Source organism: Bradyrhizobium sp. UFLA05-108, from assembly GCF_059803455.1.
Window position 1 is genome coordinate 1 of record NZ_JBANAZ010000012.1, and the last position, 18609, is coordinate 18609.

Annotated in this window: 23 protein-coding genes and 1 tRNA gene; 8 read left to right on the forward strand and 16 right to left on the reverse strand. The window is 64.8% G+C overall.

Annotation, left to right across the window (positions count from 1 at the left end; translation table 11 throughout):
• Window positions 1-204: 204 nt before the first annotated feature.
• From SO140_RS11390 to SO140_RS11415, 6 genes are all read right to left on the reverse strand, one after another.
• Entirely contained in the window at window positions 205-834 is a 630-nt protein-coding gene (locus SO140_RS11390; protein WP_449378138.1) for a Maf-like protein, read from the reverse strand.
• Between the two features lie 204 nt (window positions 835-1038).
• Window positions 1039-1506, reverse strand: coding sequence for an arsenate-mycothiol transferase ArsC (locus tag SO140_RS11395; RefSeq protein ID WP_027520710.1), 468 nt, complete (start codon window positions 1504-1506; stop codon window positions 1039-1041).
• Window positions 1507-1511: 5 nt separating this feature from the next.
• Window positions 1512-2006: a UPF0262 family protein gene (locus tag SO140_RS11400; protein ID WP_449378139.1), complete on the reverse strand. Its 495-nt coding sequence runs from the start codon at window positions 2004-2006 to the stop codon at window positions 1512-1514.
• Window positions 2003-3298, reverse strand: coding sequence for a histidinol dehydrogenase (gene hisD, locus SO140_RS11405; RefSeq protein WP_449378140.1), 1296 nt, complete (start codon window positions 3296-3298; stop codon window positions 2003-2005). Before hisD ends, SO140_RS11400 begins: the two co-directional genes overlap by 4 nt.
• A gap of 83 nt (window positions 3299-3381) precedes the next feature.
• A complete protein-coding gene (locus SO140_RS11410; RefSeq protein ID WP_449378141.1) occupies window positions 3382-3861 on the reverse strand; it encodes a DUF2948 family protein in 480 nt (159 codons plus the stop codon).
• 123 nt (window positions 3862-3984) lie between these two features.
• On the reverse strand, window positions 3985-4923 hold the full coding sequence (locus SO140_RS11415; RefSeq protein ID WP_449378142.1) for an oxidoreductase: 939 nt from the start codon (window positions 4921-4923) through the stop codon (window positions 3985-3987).
• An 87-nt stretch (window positions 4924-5010) separates the two neighbouring features.
• Between SO140_RS11415 and SO140_RS11420 the strand changes: the two genes are divergently transcribed.
• Window positions 5011-5652 (forward strand): TetR/AcrR family transcriptional regulator, encoded by a 642-nt coding sequence (locus SO140_RS11420; protein WP_449378143.1) that lies wholly within the window; start codon window positions 5011-5013, stop codon window positions 5650-5652.
• Window positions 5653-5658: 6 nt separating this feature from the next.
• Here SO140_RS11420 and SO140_RS11425 read toward each other — a convergent pair whose 3' ends face one another.
• The 5 genes from SO140_RS11425 to SO140_RS11445 all read right to left on the reverse strand — a co-directional run bounded on the left by SO140_RS11425 (window position 5659) and on the right by SO140_RS11445 (window position 9660).
• Entirely contained in the window at window positions 5659-6483 is an 825-nt protein-coding gene (locus SO140_RS11425) for an alpha/beta fold hydrolase (protein ID WP_449378144.1), read from the reverse strand.
• Between the two features lie 124 nt (window positions 6484-6607).
• Entirely contained in the window at window positions 6608-7117 is a 510-nt protein-coding gene (locus SO140_RS11430) for a hypothetical protein (protein ID WP_449378145.1), read from the reverse strand.
• Between the two features lie 215 nt (window positions 7118-7332).
• On the reverse strand, window positions 7333-7641 hold the full coding sequence (locus SO140_RS11435; protein ID WP_449378146.1) for an EthD family reductase: 309 nt from the start codon (window positions 7639-7641) through the stop codon (window positions 7333-7335).
• Window positions 7642-7747: 106 nt separating this feature from the next.
• The gene (locus SO140_RS11440) at window positions 7748-9454 is read right to left on the reverse strand and encodes an FAD-dependent oxidoreductase (RefSeq protein ID WP_449378147.1); all 1707 of its coding nucleotides are present in this window, start codon (window positions 9452-9454) and stop codon (window positions 7748-7750) included.
• A gap of 26 nt (window positions 9455-9480) precedes the next feature.
• Entirely contained in the window at window positions 9481-9660 is a 180-nt protein-coding gene (locus SO140_RS11445) for a hypothetical protein (RefSeq protein WP_449378261.1), read from the reverse strand.
• A gap of 318 nt (window positions 9661-9978) precedes the next feature.
• On the opposite strand from SO140_RS11445, the gene SO140_RS11450 reads away from it, so the two are divergent.
• Both SO140_RS11450 and SO140_RS11455 read left to right on the forward strand, forming a co-directional pair.
• A tRNA-Thr gene (locus tag SO140_RS11450) sits at window positions 9979-10053 on the forward strand.
• 51 nt (window positions 10054-10104) lie between these two features.
• A complete protein-coding gene (locus tag SO140_RS11455; protein ID WP_449378148.1) occupies window positions 10105-10455 on the forward strand; it encodes a RidA family protein in 351 nt (116 codons plus the stop codon).
• An 80-nt stretch (window positions 10456-10535) separates the two neighbouring features.
• Here SO140_RS11455 and SO140_RS11460 read toward each other — a convergent pair whose 3' ends face one another.
• Complete coding sequence (locus tag SO140_RS11460) at window positions 10536-10748, reverse strand: hypothetical protein (RefSeq protein ID WP_449378149.1); 213 nt, start codon at window positions 10746-10748, stop codon at window positions 10536-10538.
• Window positions 10749-11122: 374 nt separating this feature from the next.
• Here SO140_RS11460 and SO140_RS11465 point away from each other — a divergent pair, with 374 nt between their 5' ends.
• Window positions 11123-11764 carry a response regulator transcription factor gene (locus SO140_RS11465; protein WP_449378150.1) on the forward strand — a complete coding sequence of 214 codons (642 nt, stop codon included), beginning with the start codon at window positions 11123-11125 and terminating at the stop codon, window positions 11762-11764.
• A 52-nt stretch (window positions 11765-11816) separates the two neighbouring features.
• Here the strand turns inward: SO140_RS11465 and SO140_RS11470 are convergent, their stop codons facing one another.
• Complete coding sequence (locus tag SO140_RS11470) at window positions 11817-12704, reverse strand: dienelactone hydrolase family protein (RefSeq protein ID WP_449378151.1); 888 nt, start codon at window positions 12702-12704, stop codon at window positions 11817-11819.
• Window positions 12705-12907: 203 nt separating this feature from the next.
• Between SO140_RS11470 and SO140_RS11475 the strand changes: the two genes are divergently transcribed.
• From SO140_RS11475 to SO140_RS11490, 4 genes are all read left to right on the forward strand, one after another.
• Complete coding sequence (locus SO140_RS11475) at window positions 12908-13636, forward strand: helix-turn-helix transcriptional regulator (protein WP_474800383.1); 729 nt, start codon at window positions 12908-12910, stop codon at window positions 13634-13636.
• 85 nt (window positions 13637-13721) lie between these two features.
• Window positions 13722-15017 carry an O-acetylhomoserine aminocarboxypropyltransferase gene (locus SO140_RS11480; protein WP_449378153.1) on the forward strand — a complete coding sequence of 432 codons (1296 nt, stop codon included), beginning with the start codon at window positions 13722-13724 and terminating at the stop codon, window positions 15015-15017.
• Window positions 15018-15022: 5 nt separating this feature from the next.
• The gene (locus SO140_RS11485; protein WP_449378154.1) at window positions 15023-15805 is read left to right on the forward strand and encodes an alpha/beta fold hydrolase; all 783 of its coding nucleotides are present in this window, start codon (window positions 15023-15025) and stop codon (window positions 15803-15805) included.
• A 70-nt stretch (window positions 15806-15875) separates the two neighbouring features.
• Window positions 15876-16379 (forward strand): DUF6496 domain-containing protein, encoded by a 504-nt coding sequence (locus SO140_RS11490; RefSeq protein ID WP_449378155.1) that lies wholly within the window; start codon window positions 15876-15878, stop codon window positions 16377-16379.
• A 19-nt stretch (window positions 16380-16398) separates the two neighbouring features.
• Here SO140_RS11490 and SO140_RS11495 read toward each other — a convergent pair whose 3' ends face one another.
• From SO140_RS11495 to SO140_RS11505, 3 genes are all read right to left on the reverse strand, one after another.
• A complete protein-coding gene (locus SO140_RS11495; protein ID WP_449378156.1) occupies window positions 16399-17352 on the reverse strand; it encodes an aliphatic sulfonate ABC transporter substrate-binding protein in 954 nt (317 codons plus the stop codon).
• Between the two features lie 27 nt (window positions 17353-17379).
• Window positions 17380-17586: a hypothetical protein gene (locus SO140_RS11500; RefSeq protein ID WP_449378157.1), complete on the reverse strand. Its 207-nt coding sequence runs from the start codon at window positions 17584-17586 to the stop codon at window positions 17380-17382.
• Window positions 17587-17996: 410 nt separating this feature from the next.
• On the reverse strand, window positions 17997-18608 hold the full coding sequence (locus SO140_RS11505; RefSeq protein ID WP_449378158.1) for a pyridoxamine 5'-phosphate oxidase family protein: 612 nt from the start codon (window positions 18606-18608) through the stop codon (window positions 17997-17999).
• Window position 18609: the final 1 nt, after the last annotated feature.

An 18609-nucleotide genomic window follows, 5' to 3' on the forward strand; every position in this document is an offset into this window, starting at 1 on the left:
TAGAAGGCCCTGGCCGGAGTGCTCTCTTGCCCATGAAATTCAAGTGCCGCCGCACCGGCGGTGAGCACCCTCCTCCTTGTGGAGGAGGGTGCTCACCACCGGTGCGGCGGCACTTGAATTCCATGGGCAAGAGGGCCCTCCGGCCAGGGCCTTCTACTTTGCATGGGGTTGTTTTCGAGATTTTTGTTTAAGCCAACCCAAGGCTCACACGCCGATGGCGTTGAGCCAGCCGAAGCGGATCGGAAAACCTTCGCCGCCAAGCAGCGTGGTGGTCTCGTAGAGCGGCAGGCCGACGACGTTGCTGTAGGAACCGACCATCTTGACCACGAAGGAGCCAGCGATGCCCTGCACGGCGTAGCCGCCGGCCTTGCCGCGCCATTCGCCGGAGCCGATATAGGCCTGGATGTCATCCTCGGAGAGGCGCTTGAAGCGGACCCGGGTCTCGACCAGGCGCTGGCGGAACGCCTCGCGCGGGGTGACGAGGCAGATCGCGGTGTAGACGCGGTGGTTGCGCCCTGACAGCAGCCGCAGGCACTGCGCCGCCTCGTCCACCAGGTTGGCCTTGGGCAGAATGCGGCGGCCGACCGCAACAACGGTGTCGGCCGAGAGGACGAAGGCGCCGCGCAGCTCGTCGTCGAGCTGCACGGATTTGAGCGCCGCATCAGCTTTTGCCCGGGCGAGGCGGTTGGCGCAGGCGCGCGGCAGCTCGCCCCGCTTCGGCGTCTCGTCGACATCGGCCGGGCGCAAGGCATCGGGCTCGATGCCCGCCTGATTGAGCAGTGACAGGCGCCGTGGCGAACCGGAGGCAAGAACGAATTTGGGGCGGCCGAGCATCAGGTGATTTGGGGAACGAAGCAGGGGTGAATTGCGCGCGGAACCTATCGGAAGGGGGCCGTTTTCACAACCCGGGAACCCAGACTTAAGCGATTCGGGCGCCCAGAGATGCGTGTGCCTGCTGTCTGTGACGCGGGTGTTACGGGCAGGTTTCGTGTCCCGGACGCGGCGCGGCCTGAAAGATGCTGAGCCGGGGCACGAGAGTCACCCGCTCGCAGCCCCGGCCTTCGCAAAGCGCTTGCGGATGCGCAGCAGGAGCTGGTCGCAGACCTCGCGATAGGCGGCGAGCTTCTGGTCGCGGCTGCCTTCGGTGCCCGTCGGATCATGCGTCGGCCAGTACTCGACATCGGCGGCGAGCGTGCGCGTCAGCTCCAGTGCCTTATGATGGGCCTCGGGCGACAGCGTGATGATGAGGTCGAAGTTCAACCCCTCCCAGTCCTCCAGCTCCTCAAAGGTCTGCGGCTTGTGGGTGGAGATGTCCTGCCCGAGCTCGGCCATCACGGCGACCGCGAAGGGATCCAGTTCGCCCTTCCTGGCGCCGGCGGACTTCACATAGAGCCCGTGCGGAAACATGTGGTGCAACAGGCTCTCGGCCATCGGCGAGCGCACGCTGTTGAGCGCGCAGGCGAACAACACCGATTGCGGATCGCGTGCGCGTGGGGGCGCCGCCACCGCGATCAGCCTTTCCAGTGCAGGACAGTAATGAGCGTGAACAGCCGGCGCGAGGTCTCGAAATCCACCCGCACCTTGCCCTTCAGCCGCTCCTGGAGCGTGCGCGATCCCTCGTCATGGATGCCGCGGCGGCCCATGTCGATCGCCTCGATCTTGTCCGGCGTAGCTGTCCGGATCGCCTGGTAGTAGCTGTCGCAGATCATGAAATAGTCCTTCACGATCCGCCGAAACGGCGTCAGCGACAACAGATGCGCGACCACGGGCGAGCCGTCCTCCTTGCGAATGTCGAACATCAACCGGTTGCCGGTGATGCCGATATGCAGCGTGAACGGGCCCTGGCCGTCGGCGCCTTCCGGCGCGAACAGGTTCTGCTCGATCAGATCGTAGATCGCGATCGCGCGCTCATGCTCGATGTCCGGCCCGGAGCGGCCAATCGATTCCTCGTCGAGCGTGACGCCGACGATGCGATTCTGCGTGTCGTCCTGTGCGGGCTTGTTCATGACAGATTGAGGCGCAATCCCACCGAGCGCGCATGGGCGTCCAACCCTTCCGCTTTGCCGAGCGCCATCGCGGCAGGTCCTAGCGCACGGAGCTGGTCGGGGCCGCATTTCAGGATCGAGGTGCGCTTCATGAAGTCGTGCACCGAAAGCCCCGAGGAGAAGCGCGCCGAGCGCGCGGTCGGCAGCACGTGGTTGGACCCGCCGACATAGTCGCCGATCGCTTCGGGCGTATGCGCGCCGAGGAACACCGCGCCGGCATTGCGAATCCTTGCCGCGAGCGCATCGGCGTCCGTCGTCATGATCTCGAGATGCTCGGCGGCGATGGCGTCGGCGAGCGGGATCGCCTCACTAAGGTTCTTCACCATGATGATCGCGCCGAAATCGGCCCACGAAGCGCCGGCGATGGCAGCGCGCGGCAGCGTCTTCAACTGCGCTTCGACGGCCGCTTCGACATCGGCGGCGAGCCGCGCAGAGTCGGTGATCAGGATCGACTGCGCGCTCGCATCATGCTCAGCCTGAGCCAGCAGGTCGGCGGCAATCCAGTCGGCATTGCCGCTGTCGTCGGCAATGACCAGCACCTCGGAGGGGCCGGCAATCATGTCGATGCCGACCTTGCCGAACACCAGCCGTTTTGCCGCGGCGACATAGGCGTTGCCGGGGCCGACGATCTTTGCGACCGGCGCGATCGTTGCGGTGCCATGGGCGAGCGCGGCCACCGCCTGCGCGCCGCCGACGCGATAGATCTCGCTGACACCGCCGAGGCGGGCGGCCGCCAGCACCAGCGGATTGAGCTTGCCGTCGGGCGCCGGCACCACCATCACGAGGCGCGCAACGCCGGCGACCTTGGCCGGCACCGCATTCATCAGCACCGAGGACGGATAGGCCGCGGTCCCGCCGGGCACGTAGAGGCCGGCCGATTCGATCGCGGTGTAGCGCCAACCGAGCTCGACGCCGAGCGGATCGGTGAAGCGCTCGTCCTTCGGCAGTTGGCGCGCGTGATAGGTCTCGATGCGGTCGCGGGCGAGCTTGAGCGCATCCAGCGTTGCGGCATCGCAGGCTTTCGTCGCGGCCTCGATCTCGGCGGCCGAGACGCGCAAGGAGGCCGCATCGAGCTCGAGCCGGTCGAACTTGCGCGTCGCCTCGATCAGCGCGGTATCGCCGCGCCTCGCCACATCATCGACAATTGAGCGCGCGGCGGCCTCGACGTCGGCCGAGACCTCGCGCTTGGCGGCTAGGAAGGCCACAAATCGCTGGTCGAAATCGGCACTGCTGCGGTCGAGGCGAATGGGCATGTGGCGATGGTCTTTTGGCTGGTCTCTGGGGGTGGATCGGGCTCACCAGGTCCCCTGCTCAATGGCGCGGCGGGCCACCGCCGTCAACCCTTGGGAGACGTCGTCCCGGCTTGACGCCGTCCTGCCCCCTGGTCCGCCTCCCCGCTTTCACCCGTCCCCAGTTCGTCCGTGCCCAGATCGGTCAGCTCGCATTCCAGACATTCGACGTCCAGCCGGATCGCGCCGCCATGGGCGAACAGGAGCAGTGCGCTGCCGCCAGGGGCGTTTTGACCGTGAAACTCGATGCCGACGAGGTCCAAGACCCGCTCGAGCGCGGCGAGGTCGATATTGCGCGACTTGCAGGCGAGGACGCGGTCGAAGCGGAGCGCGGAGACCAGCCGGCGCGGCTCGGCCTCGCCGTCCAGCGTCTGCTCCCAGTCCAGCCGGTTCATGCCGATCACCAGCCGCTTCTCGCCCTGCCGCCAGATGATGTCGGAGGTCTGCACCCGCGCGTCCTGCACATGGGTCGAGATGACGGCGAGGTCGTCGGCATCGAGCGCAATCAGCTTGAGTTGGGGCGGCATTGGCCTGCACCTCACATGGACCTCGCGGGGCTGCGCCTTAACGCGGCCGGACCGCGGCGGTTGCTGTAGAAGCTATCCGCCCGGTGGTCCGGAGGCCATCGCTATCGCGATCGCCTCCCCCGGTCAGGCGGCGGCTGCGAACTCCTCGAAGGATATGCCGGTCAGCGTCGCCGAGGCATCCCACAACATCGCCGCTGACGCGAGATCCATCGCCTGCGGCATGATTCTCGCCGGCGCCGGCGCGCCCTTCAATTCATAGAACCCGTTCGGACCATAATAGCCGCCCCCTTGCGCCGCGGGCGAGGTCGCGGCGAACAGCGTCGGCAGCGCGCCCTCGGCCGCGGACTGGCTGATATAGGGCTGGATCAGCCGGCCGATACGCCACGACAGGGTACCGGTGCCCGGACCATTGGCGATCAGCTCGGTGCGCGCATAGCCGGGATGCGCGGCCACGCTTTCGAACCCCCAGCCGGCAGCATCGCTGCGGCGCTGCAACTCCAACGCAAACATCAGCATCGCAAGCTTGGACTGGCAGTAGGCGCGCCAGGGCCGATAGGAGCGCTTACTCTGGAGATCGTCGAAATCGATTCGACCGGAGCGATGCGCAAGGCTTGCGAGCTGGACCACGCGCGCGCCCTGTGCACGGCGGAGCTGCGGTGACAGATGCGCCGTCAATGCGTAGTGGCCGAGATAGTTGGTGCCGAGCTGCATCTCGAACCCGTCGACCGTCTCGCAGCGTTTCGGCAAGGCCATCACGCCGGCATTGTTGACCAAGATGTCCAGCCGGTCATGGCTACCCGAAAACCGCCTGGCAAACTCGGCGACCGAACCGAGCCTTGCGAGATCGAGCTCCTCATAGGCGACCAGCGCGTTTGGGAAGCGATTGCAGATCAGCTCAAGGGCGCGCTGGCCCTTTGCCTCGCTGCGGCCGGCGAGTATGACGATAGCGCCGGCACCCGCGAGCGCCAGCGCGGTCTCATAGCCGAGCCCGCCGCTTGCGCCGGTGACGATTGCGGTCTTGCCGTCGAGCGAAGGAATATCGGCCGTGGTCCAGTCGGGCATGCCAGTCTCCAGCACGTTGGTTCTCATTGAAGCGCCCCGCGACCGCTCCAAATGTGCACTTAGTGCAAATTTGCAAGAGGTGAAAAATTGACCGCCGCGAAGACGGCCAGAAGCCGGGCCAGGCCCTTGTCGCCGAGGGAGAAATCCGCCCCCGCGATCGGCCTTCGGCAACGCAAGCGCGAAGCAACACGGGAGCGGCTGACCCGGGCGGCGATGGCGCTGTTCCTTCAGCGCGGCTTCGAGGCGACGACGATCGACGATATCGCCGCGGCCGCCGAGGTGTCACGCCGCAGCTTCTTTCACTATTTCGCGAGCAAGGAGGACGTGGTCTTCGCCTGGCAGGAGGATATCGCCGCCTCGCTCACCGAGGAGGTCGCGGCGCGCCCTGCGAGCGAATCCATGCTGACGGCCGCAGAAAATGCCATCGCGGCAGCGACGAAACGGCTGGATCCGGGCGAGGCGCTCGCCATGGCGCGGCTCAAACGCGACAATCCCACCCTGCAAGCGCGCGACCAGCTCAAATATGAGCAGCTCGAACGCGCGCTTGCGCAAGGGCTCGCCCGGCGCACGAACAAGAAGTCCGAAAAGCTCCGCGCGCGCCTTGTCGCGATGATCGCAACCGGCGCGATGCGCGTCGGCGGCGAAGTCTGGGCCACCGAAGACGCGCGCGAAAAGCCGGAAGCCTTCGTCAAGCGCATGTTCGACGCGATCAGAGGGATTTTGAAGTGAGGTGCTCTACCCCTTAAAAAAAGCCAGCAGGTCCGCGTTGATTGTCTCCGCTTCCGTGGTCGGCATGCCGTGCGGGAAGCCCTTGTAGGTCTTCAGTGTGCCGTTCTTCAGGAGCTTGGCCGAGAGCGGTCCGGAGTCGGCGTAGGGGACGATCTGGTCGTCGTCGCCGTGCATGACGAGGACGGGCACGTTGATCTTCTTCAGATCCTCGGTGAAGTCTGTCTGCGAGAACGCGACGACACCATCATAATGCGCTTTCGCGCCGCCCATCATGCCCTGACGCCACCAGTTCTGGATCACCGGTTCCGACGGCTTTGCGCCGGGACGATTGTAGCCATAGAACGGGCCGGCCGGCAGATCACGATAGAATTGCGAACGGTTGGCTGCGAGCTGCGCCTGCAGTCCGTCAAACACCTCCTTGGGCAGGCCACCGGGATTGGCCGGCGTCTGCACCATCAAGGGCGGCACCGCCGCGATGATCGCGGCCTTCGCCACCCGGCTCTCGCCATGGCGGGCAATGTAGTGCACGACCTCACCGCCACCGGTGGAATGGCCGACGTGAATGGCGTTCTTCAGATCGAGATGGGCGGTGAGTGCAGCGAGATCATCGGCATAGTGATCCATGTCGTGGCCGTCAGCGACCTGGCTGGAGCGGCCGTGGCCGCGGCGGTCATGGGCGATGACGCGGTAGCCGTGGTTGAGGAAGAACAGCATCTGGGCGTCCCAGTCATCCGACGACAGCGGCCAGCCATGGCTGAACACGATCGGCTGCCCCTTGCCCCAGTCCTTGTAGAAGATCTCGACGCCGTCTTTGGTGGTGATGGTGGGCATGATCTGCTCCTTATCGCTCTTGGAGTCATTCCGGGGCACGCGTAGCGTGAACCCGGAATCTGGAGATCGTCGCGCAGATTCCGGGTTCATCGCTGCGCGATGCCCCGGAATGACGAGTGCGAGCTCAGGCAAACGCCATCGGCCTGAAGCGGCGCCAGGCGCCGATGATCACGAGCACGAAGAACACCAGCACGATGCCCTGCACGACCGCGAACACAGGGCCCGACGGCGGAGCCGGCGGCACGGCCGGCGCCAGCGCCGCCAGTGCGGGCACCTTGAGGAACGACTGGATAATCAGCACGAAGACGTTGAGATAGAGCGACGTCATCGCCGTCACGACATAGATTGGTCGCCAGGCGCCGGAGAGCTTCATGCCATAGAGCGCGATGCAGGCGATCGCGAGCAGCACCAGCGAGAGGATGCCGACCATATGCGACGGCAACAGCTCCTTGAATGGAAACAGGAAGCCGGTGACGCTGGTCAGAATCGTGAACAGCAGGAAGATCGCGGTGAGAACCGGCATCGGCTTCGAGCCGAGCAGTCCGAACATCACGGCAAGACCGGCGACGATTGCGATCAGGCTGATGATGACATGGAGCATCGTGAAGGCAGGCAGGCTCAACCCAAGGACCATGGCTACTCTCCCCATTGAGATCGGGAGAATGGTATTACGGCCCTCATCGGATTGCCACACACGATGTTGCTACGCGCATGCGCCAAGCCATGCATTCGCCGTTCGACGCGGCAAATGCATGCATGTGTTTGCACAAGTGTCATATCGGCAATGTCAGGCGCTCAGTCTTGCGTCGAACGAGAAGGATCGGTTGCCGCCGCCGGCAGAGGTCGCGCCTACACCTCGCGCGTTTCGAAGATCTGCATCTCGACGCCGCCGGTTGCGAATACCCCAACGTCGGCTGCCGCCGCCTTGCCTTCCGGCGTACCAAACGCCTTCTGGATATCGCCGACGCTGTCAAAGGTCAGGATCGCGACCAGGTGGAATTGCGACGGACCGGCGGGTGTCCCGACCGGCCCCTTGCTCACCGCATACTTCTTCAGGCCAGGAAGCTTCTTTGCCAGCGGAATATGGATTTCGGCATAGTGCTTGTCGAAGGCCGCGGCATCCTTGGGCGTCTTGTAGAGCACGACGAGTTCAGCCATTTAGTCCTCCCGATTTTGTTGTCTCACCATTAAACCCTCATGGCGAGGAGGCGCGCAAGGGCGCGCTCCTCAAGATGAGGAGATGGAGTGCGCACCATAGGACAGATCAAAGCGCCGGTTTCGCGGCATCGCCGAGGAAACCGTGCAGGGCGGCCACGACCTGCGCGCCCTCGCCGATGGCGCCGCCGACCCGCTTGACCGAGCCGGAGCGCACGTCGCCGACGGCGTAGACGCCGGGCACGGAGGTTTCGAGCGGCGCGACGAGCCGGCCCTGGTTCTGCTCGGACTGCGCGCCGGTGACGACGAAGCCGCCACGATCGAGCGTGACGCCGCAGCCGTCGAGCCAGGTGGTCGCGGGATCGGCGCCGACGAACAGGAAAAGGTTGCGGATATCGGCGGCGTCCTCGTCGGTCGACAGCCGGCTCCTCCAGCGGATCCGTCGGAGCAGCGAAGCCTCGTCGCCCTCGAGCGCGACGATCTCGGTGTTGAACAACAGCTCGATGTTCGGTGTCGCCTCGATGCGCTCGATGAGATAGCGCGACATGCTGGCGCCCAAACCACCGCCGCGAATGATCATCAGCACTTTCTTCGCGTGGCCCGACAGGAACACCGCGGCCTGCCCCGCCGAGTTGCCGGCGCCGACGAGGGCCACCTCCTCGCCGGAACAGAGCCTCGCTTCGACCGGCGAGGCCCAATACCAGACGCCGCGGCCCTCGAATTTCTCCAAATTCTCGATTCCCGGCCGGCGATAGCGCGCGCCGCTCGCGACCACGACCGCGCGCGAGCGCAAGGTGTCGCCGCAGTCGAGCATCAGTGCGAAGGTGCCGCCAGCGCGCGAGCAATCCAGCGACTGCGCCGACATCGGGATCATGATGTCGGCGCCGAACTTCTGCGCCTGTGTAAATGCGCGGCCCGCGAGCGCCTGGCCGGAAATGCCGGTCGGAAAGCCGAGATAATTCTCGATGCGCGCGCTGGCGCCGGCTTGGCCGCCGAAAGCGCGGGTATCGAGTACGGCGACCGAGAGGCCTTCGGAGGCCGCATAAACAGCGGTCGCAAGTCCGGCCGGTCCGCAGCCGACGATCGCGACGTCATAGATCTTTTCGCCGCGGGGACCACCGATCATGCCGATCGCGCGTCCAAGCTCGATCTCAGTCGGATTGCGCAGCACGGTGCCGTCGGCGGTGACGACGAGCGGCCAGTCCTCGGGTTTTGGCGAATAGCGCGCGATCAACTCGGCCGCATCGTGCTCGCTGTCAGGGTCGAGCAGGTGATGCGGCTGGCCGTTGCGAGTGAGAAAACCCTGCAAGCGCACCACACCGGCCGAATGCGAGGGGCCGATCAGCACGGGGCCGCCGACGCCGCCCTGGATCAAACTGACCCGACGCAAGATCAGCGCGCGCATGATGCGCTCACCAAGATTGGCTTCCGCGACCAGCAGAGCGCGCAGCCGCTCCGGTGGGATCAGAAGCGTCGCGACATCACCGTCGGCACGGCCGTCGACCAGCGCGGGCCGCCCCGAAAGCTGGCCGAGCTCAGCCAGAAACTGGCCGGGCCCTTGGTCGATCACCGGCGTGACGTGACCAAGCCCGTCGCGCTGGGTGATGGCGACACGGCCCGACAGCACCACGAACATGCCCGGCCCGCGCTTGCCGGTCTCGAACAGCAGCTCGCCGCTCTCGTAATGCCTGATCTCACCAAATTGGCGCAGGCGCTCGATCTCGGCCGGCATCAGGGTCGGAAAGGTCTGCTCGGGGCGTGAGAAGTGCGAGATCAGTGTGTCCCTGTCGGTTCGTTCCGGTCCATCCTGCGCCATCACCGCTCTCGCTCATTCCAAAAAATCTAGCCGCCGGCCTTACCGGCGATCTCCTCATCCGGGGTTGGTTCGTCCTCCCGCGAGGGACCGGCCCCGGCGCGCTCGCGCGCCTGCGCCTTGCGCCGCTTCAGGTTCTCACGCAGCGCCGATTTCAGCCGATCCTGCCGGGCGCCCCCTGATCGCGTCTTGTCGTCGTTTTCGGTCATCACGGGCCCATCATCATGATCGATGGCATCCTGCCATCGATCGAGGACAGCTCAAGAGGCGGTGGCCGGCCGAAGCAACGAAGCGGCCAGAATTGGTCGAATTCAGGGTTGCGGCCAACTGGCCAGTTGGCTGGGGATTTTGCGGAACCAAATCGCCCCAAAGCGGGTCATTTCGGGTCAAATTAGCCGCTTCGGGTACGCAACCGGGCCGATTTATCGATTTCGCAGGGCAAGCGCGCTTGCGCAGAAGGGGGGCTTGTGGCAGACATCGCCCCGCTTGGCGGGCCCACGTCGCGGCCCGATTCTTTGCCAGCATTTGCTGCCGTAGCTCAGTGGTAGAGCACTCCCTTGGTAAGGGAGAGGTCGACAGTTCAATCCTGTCCGGCAGCACCAGTCTTCCCCATTCGCCGACGATGTCCCGTCCTGCACCTCACGGATGCCATGTTGATCAAACGCTCCCTGCCCTATGAAGGACTGCTCCACGAGATCGTCGAGCATAATGGCGTGCTCTATCTCGGCGGCGTCGTTCCCGAGGATGCCGGGCTCGACATGGCGGGCCAGGCCGACGACGTGCTTCGCCAGTTGAAGACCCTGCTCGAGGGGGCCGGCTCCGATCTCTCCTGCGTTCTGCAGGTGACGATCTACGTGACTGATCTCGCCGACAAGGCGGCACTCAACCAGGTGTGGAAGCGTTATTTCACCGCGGAGCATCTGCCGGCGCGTGCCGCGGTCGGCGTCGCGGATCTCGGCCCGGGCGTCAAGCTGGAACTGACGGCGATCGCCGCCCGCCGCTAGGCCTTTCCGGCCGGCGAGCCCTATCCCACGATGGTCTCCGGCAGCCGCGAGACCGGCGCAAGTGATCTTGGGGACCGGCGTCAGCCGTTCTCATCGATGGCGACGATCGTCTCATCGCGCGGCAAGGCGCACACGACACGCGTGGAGTTCGGCAAAGTAATCGTCAGCCACAAGGTCTCGTCGTCGTGCGCACCGATCGCGACGAGGGCTTCGAGGTAAGCCGCTTCGTGGTCGTCCGCCACGGAAAAGCCGGCACGCTTCAGCGTACCGCGCTCCTGTTCGTCAAACTTCACAATTGTCGTCTTGGCTTTTAAGAAGCCCCGCCGCTCGCCTTCTATCCGGGTTGGGTGCCGAAGCCTCGTTAATTTGTGGCAAGAAAAAGCGACACGCTATCGCGGACATGACCGCGATCCAACAGATGCGATCCTGTGCTCTGCGCTTCATCGGTAATCGAAAACCACTTTGCTTGATCGTGCACATGGCAGGCATTCGCGATCAGAAGATCACTTCTCAGCTTTCGTAGATTTAATTAGCCTTCGACAATCCAGAATCGATAGATCACATCCAAGGATCATCATATCCAAGAAGACTTGGCCGGGCGTGAAGGCGCTGTACGGACAAACAAGAATAACAGGCAAGCACAGCTACTTTTCGTCCCAGGAGAAACATGCGCGGCATCATCCATGTCGTGGATGACGACGTGTCATTCCGAACAGCTATCCGACGACTATTGGAAAAGACCGGCTACCGCGTCGTCACTTATGCATCGGCTCAGCAGTTGCTGGACCAGCCGCCAGACCTGGATGCCGGTGGCTGCATTCTTCTGGATGTCCGGATGCCTGACTTGAGCGGCCCTGAGCTTCAAAGCCGTTTGACCGAGCTCGGCTCGACGCTGCCCATTGTGTTTCTGACCGGCTACCCGGACATCAGCCTCACGGTGAAAGCGATCAAGGCGGGAGCGGACAACTTCCTCACCAAGCCAGTCGGTTCCACGGAGCTACTGAGTGCAATCGAAGCGGCGATGACGCGCCACGCGACAGAACGCGCGCGAAAAGGCGAATTGGATGTGCTTCGGGCCCGACTGTCGACGCTGAGCCCGCGCCAGCGGCAGGTCTTCGAGATCATTGTACAGGGCAAGACAAACAAGCATGCCGCGCGCGAGCTTGGCTGCGCGGAGCGAACGATCAAGGCGCATCGCCAAGCGATCATGGAGAAACTGAACGTTCAATCGGTGGCTCTACTGGTCACGATTGCCCAGCGGCTCGGCATCTCCGGTCCGGCGGAAGAAGGATCAGGGGTGAGCGAGTAGGTCAGCGTGACGGGCGGCGCATGACGCCGCCCGCGCGCGGCGCACGTAGCTGTCAGCTCAGCACGCCATACTTCCTGAACCAGGCCTGCGTCTGGGCCCAGGCATCCTCAGCCGCGTCCTTGCGATAGCTGGGGCGGTAGTCCGCGTGGAAGCCGTGCGGGGCATCCTTGTAGATCTTGAATTCGGCCGTCTTCTTGTTCTGCGCGAGGGCGGCCTTCATCTGCTCCACCTGCGCGACCGAAATGCCGGTGTCGGCTTCGCCATAAAGGCCGAGCACAGGCGCCTTCATCTCGGGTGCGAGCTGAAGCGGGCTCTTTGGCCACACCGGATTGGCGGGATCGACGATCGAGCCGTAGAAGGCGACGGCGGCCTTCAGCGCATCGCTATGGGCGGCATATTCCCAGACGTAGCGCCCGCCGCGGCAGAATCCGACCATGCCGAGCCTGTTGGTGTCCCCGCCTTGCGACGCGGCCCAGGCGACCGTGGCATCGAGATCGGCGAAAAGCTCGGCATCCGGCTTGGCGTTGACGACGGGCAGGAGCTCCTTGGTGTCGGTGATCTTGGTCAGGTCCGGCCCCTTGTTGGGGTAATAATTGGGCGCGATCGCCAATGCGCCGAGCTTGGCGAGGCGCCGCGTCACGTCCTTGATGTATTCGTGCAGGCCGAAGACCTCCATCGCCACGAGGACCACCGGCGGGCGGCTGACGCCGGCCGGACGCGCATAGTAGCCGGGCATTTCGCCCTCGCCGACCTTGATCACGGCATCGCCAGCCTGAAGGCCGGTCGTGTCGGTGGCGATGACGTCGGCGCGGACGGGTCCCGCGGCGAGCGTGTAACCCGCGGCGACCGCGGCGGTCGCGCTCATGAAGGCGCGGCGCGAGACCGGCGCGACCCTGGTCAACCCAACTACGTCGGCAGTCATGGTGGTTTCGGCAGTCATTCGGATTGTCCCTTCGTCTGATCTTCGAGCGCGACGAATTCCATCGGCAATTTGCGATCGAAACGCAAGTCACCAGCCCGAGAGGACTCGCGGGCGCGTAGCTGGCCTCCGCTGATTGCGGGTGCGGCGTCGCCGTCCTACACTCGATTCGTGGGCCGGGTCGCGCAACGATGATCTGCCAAAGTCCACTCGGAGGATGCTGGATGGACGTGATCCGCAGTCGCGCGTTCGAATTCGTCGAGAAGGTCGGGACGCTTCTCGACGCAGCCAGCGTTCTCGACGCGATGGGGCGTGTGCTTGACCAGCACGGCTTCGAGTATTTCTGTTGCGCCTACATTGCCCCGCTGTCGACGGAGCCTGCGCGCGAGGCCATTCTTGCCGAACGGTTGCCGGCCGGCTTCCTGGATATGTATTCGGAGGGGCGGTACGTGTGGAACGATCCGGCGCTGCGCCATTGCAAGGCGACCGTGCGGCCGTTCCGCTGGTTCAGGGAGGCGCCCTATGATCCGGAGCGGGAGCCGCGCGCCGCCGAGCTGGTACGGCGCGCCCGCGACTTCGGAATGGTGGACGGCTTCATGATCCCGGTCGCCTCGCCCACCGGCCGCATGGGGCAGGTCTATTTCGGCGGCGCCGCGATCGAACTGCCGGAACGCGAACTGCCCGCGCTCCACCTCATGGCGCTTTACGCCTTCGACCGGGCGCTGCGGCTGCGCGGCCGGCCTGACGTTCCGCAGCTTGCACTGTCACTGCGCGAGCGCGAGGTGCTGACACACGCTGCGCTTGGCCGATCCACCGACGAGATCGCCGATGCCCTGAGCATCACCGGACGTACGGTGAAGGCCCACATCAAGAGCTGCTGCGAAAAGCTCGGCGCAGTGACCCGCACGCAGGCCGTGATGATCGCGATGCGCGACCGCATCATCTCGCCGTAATCGCCCCAGTCAACGACAGGCTGACGCAGCACGCCGTTTTGTGGCACAACGGCTATCCCCGCCGACCCGACAAACGAGGCCAAGCATGCCCGCACCCAAGCCGCCTGCCTTCGAAACCCTGAGCCTGCATGCGGGCCAGCATCCGGATCCGGCGACCGGCGCTCGCGCGGTGCCGATCTATCAGACCACGTCCTACGTGTTCCAGGATACGGATCATGCGGCGGCGCTGTTCAATCTGGAGCGCGCCGGACACATCTACACGCGCATCTCGAATCCGACCACGAGCGTGCTGGAGGAGCGGCTTGCGGCGCTGGACGGCGGGGTCGGCGCGATCTGCACCGCCAGCGGCCAGGCGGCGATGCATCTGGCCATCGCCACACTTCTCAATGCCGGCGACCACATCGTGGCTTCGAGTTCGCTCTATGGCGGCACAATCAACCTGCTCGCACACACGCTGCCGCGCTTCGGCATCACCACGACATTCGTGAAGCCGCGCGACCACGATGCGTTCCGTGCCGCGATCAGGCCGAACACCAAGCTCGTGATCGGCGAGACCATCGGCAATCCGGGGCTGGAGGTGCTTGATATCCCGAAGGTCGCCGATATCGCGCATGATGCGAAAATTCCGCTCCTGATCGACAACACCTTTGCCACGCCCTATCTCAGCCGTCCCATCGAGCTTGGCGCCGACATCGTGATGCATTCGGCGACCAAGTGGATCGGCGGCCATGGCATCGCGATCGGCGGCGCCGTCATCGATGGCGGCCGCTTCGACTGGCGCGGATCGGGCAAGTTCGCCGTGCTCACCGAGCCCTATGCCGGCTATCACGGCATGGTCTTCGACGAGCAGTTCGGCACGGCCGCCTTCATCATGCGTGCGCGCACGGAAGGCCTGCGCGATTTCGGCGCCTGCATGTCGCCGACCAACGCATTCCAGCTCCTGCAGGGCGTCGAGACACTGCCCGTTCGCATGGACCGCCACATGGAGAACACGCACGCCGTGCTGGACGCACTGAAGTCCAGCAAGGCCGTCGACTGGGTGCTGCATCCCTCACTGGAGACCCACCCGGACTATCACCTCGCCAAGCAACTACTGCCGCGCGGCGCCGGCTCGATCGTTTCCTTCGGCATCAGGGGTGGCCGCGCAGCGGGACGCAAGTTCATCGAGGCGCTGCGCATGATCAGCCACCTCGCCAATGTCGGCGATGCCAAGACGCTGGTGATCCATCCCGCGAGCACCACGCATCAGCAGATGGATGCCGAGCAGCTCAAGGCGGCCGGCATCGGGGAAGAGCTGGTGCGGCTGTCGGTCGGCATCGAGACGGCCTCCGACATCATCGACGATCTCGCCCAAGCGCTACGCATCTCGCAAAAGGTCTGAAAGCCATGAAGCTCTCCGTCAACGGCGCCGAGGTGTTTGTCGCAACCGGCGGCCGCGAATTCGACAAGTCGCTGCCGACCGTGCTGTTCATCCACGGCGCGGGTTTTGATCACTCGACCTGGGCCTTGCATACGCGGTGGTTCGCCCATCACGGCTATTCCGTGCTGGCCCCCGACCTGCCCGGCCACGGCCGCTCCGCAGGCCCTTCGCTCAACAGCATTGCCGAGATGGCCGACTGGACCGCCGCCCTGCTCGGCGCGGCCGGCGTTGCGAAGGCGCATCTGATCGGCCATTCGATGGGATCCCTGATCGCAGTGGAGACCGCGGCGCGCCACGCCGACAAGGTCTCGGCGCTGAGCCTGATCGGCACGGCCGCAACCATGACGGTCGGGCCTGACCTGTTGAAGGCGGCAGAGGGCAACGACCAGGACGCCATCGACATGGTTTCGATCTGGGGCCTCGGCTTCAAGGCCGAGCTCGGCGGCAGCCTCGCACCGGGCCTGTGGATGCATGGCGGCGCGCAGGCCGTGTTGAAACACTGCGAGCCGGGCGTGCTGTTCAAGGATTTGTCCGCCTGCAATTCCTACACGAATGCGCTCGCCGCTGCCGCGACCGTGAAGGTGCCGGCGACGGTCATCCTCGGCGAACGGGACATGATGACGCCAGCGAAAGCCGGCAAGGCGCTGGCCGCCGCAATGGCGCATGCGAAGACCGTCGTGGTGCCGGGCGCGGGCCACATGATCATGGCCGAGCGCCCCGACGAGCTGCTGGCGGCGTTGAAGGGCTAAAGAGGATCAATCTGCCATTCTGCGCGTTGCGGTCAGGAAGCCCTCGTCAATGCCGAAGGGAACTTGACCCATGCCAAGACAAGAAATCATTCGCAAAGCCAGGCAGGACAAACGCGAAGGCAAATCGCCAAGCACGCAGGCCGGCGAATTCGTGAAGGACGAGATCGACAAGATCCGCAAGGGCAAGCATGGCGCGCGTTCGACGCGCCAGGCCATCGCCATCGGTCTTTCGGAGGCGCGACGCGCCGGCGTCGACCTGCCGCCGCCCCGCAAGGGACGTACAAAGAAGGCGACGCGCCGCAGCGCCAAATATGCCTATGAGGCCGGCCAGGGCAAACGGCATCCGAAGCGCCGGCCACGCGTTTCACGCGCCGTGGAGAATGTGCTGAAGAAGGAGCCGCGCTCGACCGCTTCACACCGCTCGCTCTCGAAGCAGGCCAAGCGCGCCGCGAGCCGACGCAGTGCAGCGTCACGTTCGGCAGCCGCGCGCAAGGCGAGCCGCACCAAGGGCGCGAAGGCTCGCTCCGCCGCCGCAAAGAAGGCGGCACGCACAAGGGCGCGCCACCGGAGCTGAGGGACGCGGACGTTCGGGTTCAGGAACCCGAATTCCACTTCCAGACGATATCGGTGACGTTGACCGGTTTCGGGATCAGACCGAGCTTTGCGAAGCGGTCGGCGACCGCCTGTTGGCTCCTGATCACCTCCGCATCTAGCGGCACGACACGATAATTCGAGCGGCCGACGAAGCGCCTGACCGCCTCGATGTCCACGCCGGTAGCCTCGGTCTGCGCTTTCGCAACTTCCTCGTGGTGGCTTTCGGCCCAAGCCCCCTCGGCCGCAAACGTCGCATTGAGCTTTCCGACCAGCGACGGATATTTTTCGACGAAGTCGGAGCCAGCGATGTAGAAGGCGTTCGGCTTGCCGATGTCCTTGTCGAGCGCAATCACGCGCGCGTTCTCCTTCAGCTCGGCAAGCGCGAAATACGGGTCCCAGATCGACCAGGCATCGACCGCGCCCTTGACGAACGCCACTGTCGCATCGGCCGGCGCGAGCGGCGCCGGCGTGATGTCGCTCCAGGTGAGGCCGGCTTTCTCGAGTGACGCAACCAGAAGATTATGCGCACTCGATCCCTTGCCGAAGGCGACGCGCTTCCCCTTGAGGTCGGAGAGCGAATGGATCGGCGAATCCTTCGGCACGATGATCGCCTGCGAAGTGCCGTCAGACGTCACCGCGGCGACATAGCGGATCTTGGCGCCGCCGGCCTGCGCGAAGATCGGCGGGGTGTCGCCGACAAAGCCGAAATCGACGCTGCCGACATTGATGGCTTCCAGCAGAGGCGGACCGAACTGGAAGTCGACCCATTTGATCTCGATGCCCAGCGGCTTGAAGGTATCCTCGATCGTGTGACGCTGGCGGATCGCCGGAAAGAAGCCGCCCTTCTGCGTGCCGATGCGGATTTCGGTCGGCTTGTCTTCGGCGCGCGCGGGAGCCGCCAGCGCAGTCGCGAGGACCAACGCAGCAGTCAGGACGTATCGTCGTGTGATCATGGCAGATGATTCCTGGTCGTCGCCGCTTCAGACGAAGAGCGATTGATTGATAAGATGGCGCCGCTCGGTGAATACGGCGCGTGCGGCGCGCTCGGCATCGCGGGCCGAACGGAACTGGCGGCCTTCGAGGCTGTCGAACAGCCGCTCGGAGGAGAAGAAGCGAAAGCCGCGCTCATCGCGCGCGATGATGCCGGCGGTGCGGTCGTGGACTTCAATGATGTAGGCTTGGGTCATGGCTGCTCGTTCGCCGAGGACGTCGGCGTTCCTGTCCTTGAAATTTTGTGAAGAGGGCGTGCTGAAGCGACGGTCAGCAGCAACAACAGGGGCCGGTCGCCGCAGAGAAACAGCGATGCGTCATGCCCTTGCGCATGTCGCCTTGAACTCGCTGGTCAGTCGTTCTCATTATGGGCTTTCGGCTCATGGAGCAGTTTCGATGCTCGGAATATCGGGCGATTGACCCGATCGGTCAATGAAATGGCTATCCATATTTCGCGCGGCGGCGTGCGGCCGCTTCTCTGCGCATCAGCACCAGCAAACGGAATCATCTCGCCGCGGCGTCACCTCGTCCCGCTTGCGGGGAGAGGTCGGAATTCAAGCGCAGCTTGAACTCCGGGTGACGGGAGCTTCCACGAGTAGGAAAGGAATCACCACATCGTCGCGGCCGCGCGCGCGGGCCAGGCGCGGTCGTACTCTTCGCCGCCGACCTTGTTCTCGCTCATTTCGGCGAGGATCTGACCGGGCGTCGGCAAGGACTTGGGATCGACCCGCTTGTCGGGATTCCAGAGATCGGAGCGGACGATGGCGCGGGCGCACTGAAAATAGAGCTCGTCGATGGTCATCACCATGACGCTGCGCGGCGCCTTGCCATCGACCTTGAAGGAGGCCAGCAGATCGGGATCGACCGAGATGTGGGCCCGCCCATTGACGCGGATCGCGTTGCCGGAGCCGGGGATCAGGAACATCAGCGAGACGCGCGAATCGCGGACGATGTTGCGCAGGGAATCGATGCGGTTGTTGCCGCGGCGGTCCGGCAGCATCAGCGTCTTCGGGTCATGAATGCGCACGAAGCCGGGCAGATCGCCGCGCGGCGAGCAATCGATGCCCTCGGGGCCAATGGTGGCCAGCGCGGCAAAGGGCGATGTCTCGATGAAGACGCGATAGAGCGGGGTGACGTGATCGGCGACCTTCACGGTCGAGGCGTCGTTGGTGGCGCCATAAATGGCTTCGAGCTCTTCGACCGTCGTAATCACCGTCATT

Excerpts from the sequence above, each read along its gene's own strand:
- SO140_RS11390 (WP_449378138.1), bottom strand. The coding sequence starts at position 834 with ATGCTCGGCCGCCCCAAATTCGTTCTTGCCTCCGGTTCGCCACGGCGC.
- SO140_RS11400 (WP_449378139.1), bottom strand. The coding sequence starts at position 2,006 with ATGAACAAGCCCGCACAGGACGACACGCAGAATCGCATCGTCGGCGTC.
- hisD (WP_449378140.1), bottom strand. The coding sequence starts at position 3,298 with ATGCCCATTCGCCTCGACCGCAGCAGTGCCGATTTCGACCAGCGATTT.
- SO140_RS11410 (WP_449378141.1), bottom strand. The coding sequence starts at position 3,861 with ATGCCGCCCCAACTCAAGCTGATTGCGCTCGATGCCGACGACCTCGCC.
- SO140_RS11415 (WP_449378142.1), bottom strand. The coding sequence starts at position 4,923 with ATGCCCGACTGGACCACGGCCGATATTCCTTCGCTCGACGGCAAGACC.
- SO140_RS11425 (WP_449378144.1), bottom strand. The coding sequence starts at position 6,483 with ATGCCCACCATCACCACCAAAGACGGCGTCGAGATCTTCTACAAGGAC.
- SO140_RS11430 (WP_449378145.1), bottom strand. The coding sequence starts at position 7,117 with ATGGTCCTTGGGTTGAGCCTGCCTGCCTTCACGATGCTCCATGTCATC.
- SO140_RS11435 (WP_449378146.1), bottom strand. The coding sequence starts at position 7,641 with ATGGCTGAACTCGTCGTGCTCTACAAGACGCCCAAGGATGCCGCGGCC.
- SO140_RS11440 (WP_449378147.1), bottom strand. The coding sequence starts at position 9,454 with ATGGCGCAGGATGGACCGGAACGAACCGACAGGGACACACTGATCTCG.
- SO140_RS11445 (WP_449378261.1), bottom strand. The coding sequence starts at position 9,660 with ATGACCGAAAACGACGACAAGACGCGATCAGGGGGCGCCCGGCAGGAT.
- SO140_RS11465 (WP_449378150.1), top strand. The coding sequence starts at position 11,123 with ATGCGCGGCATCATCCATGTCGTGGATGACGACGTGTCATTCCGAACA.
- SO140_RS11470 (WP_449378151.1), bottom strand. The coding sequence starts at position 12,704 with ATGACTGCCGAAACCACCATGACTGCCGACGTAGTTGGGTTGACCAGG.
- SO140_RS11475 (WP_474800383.1), top strand. The coding sequence starts at position 12,908 with ATGGACGTGATCCGCAGTCGCGCGTTCGAATTCGTCGAGAAGGTCGGG.
- SO140_RS11480 (WP_449378153.1), top strand. The coding sequence starts at position 13,722 with ATGCCCGCACCCAAGCCGCCTGCCTTCGAAACCCTGAGCCTGCATGCG.
- SO140_RS11485 (WP_449378154.1), top strand. The coding sequence starts at position 15,023 with ATGAAGCTCTCCGTCAACGGCGCCGAGGTGTTTGTCGCAACCGGCGGC.
- SO140_RS11490 (WP_449378155.1), top strand. The coding sequence starts at position 15,876 with ATGCCAAGACAAGAAATCATTCGCAAAGCCAGGCAGGACAAACGCGAA.
- SO140_RS11495 (WP_449378156.1), bottom strand. The coding sequence starts at position 17,352 with ATGATCACACGACGATACGTCCTGACTGCTGCGTTGGTCCTCGCGACT.
- SO140_RS11500 (WP_449378157.1), bottom strand. The coding sequence starts at position 17,586 with ATGACCCAAGCCTACATCATTGAAGTCCACGACCGCACCGCCGGCATC.
- SO140_RS11505 (WP_449378158.1), bottom strand. The coding sequence starts at position 18,608 with ATGACGGTGATTACGACGGTCGAAGAGCTCGAAGCCATTTATGGCGCC.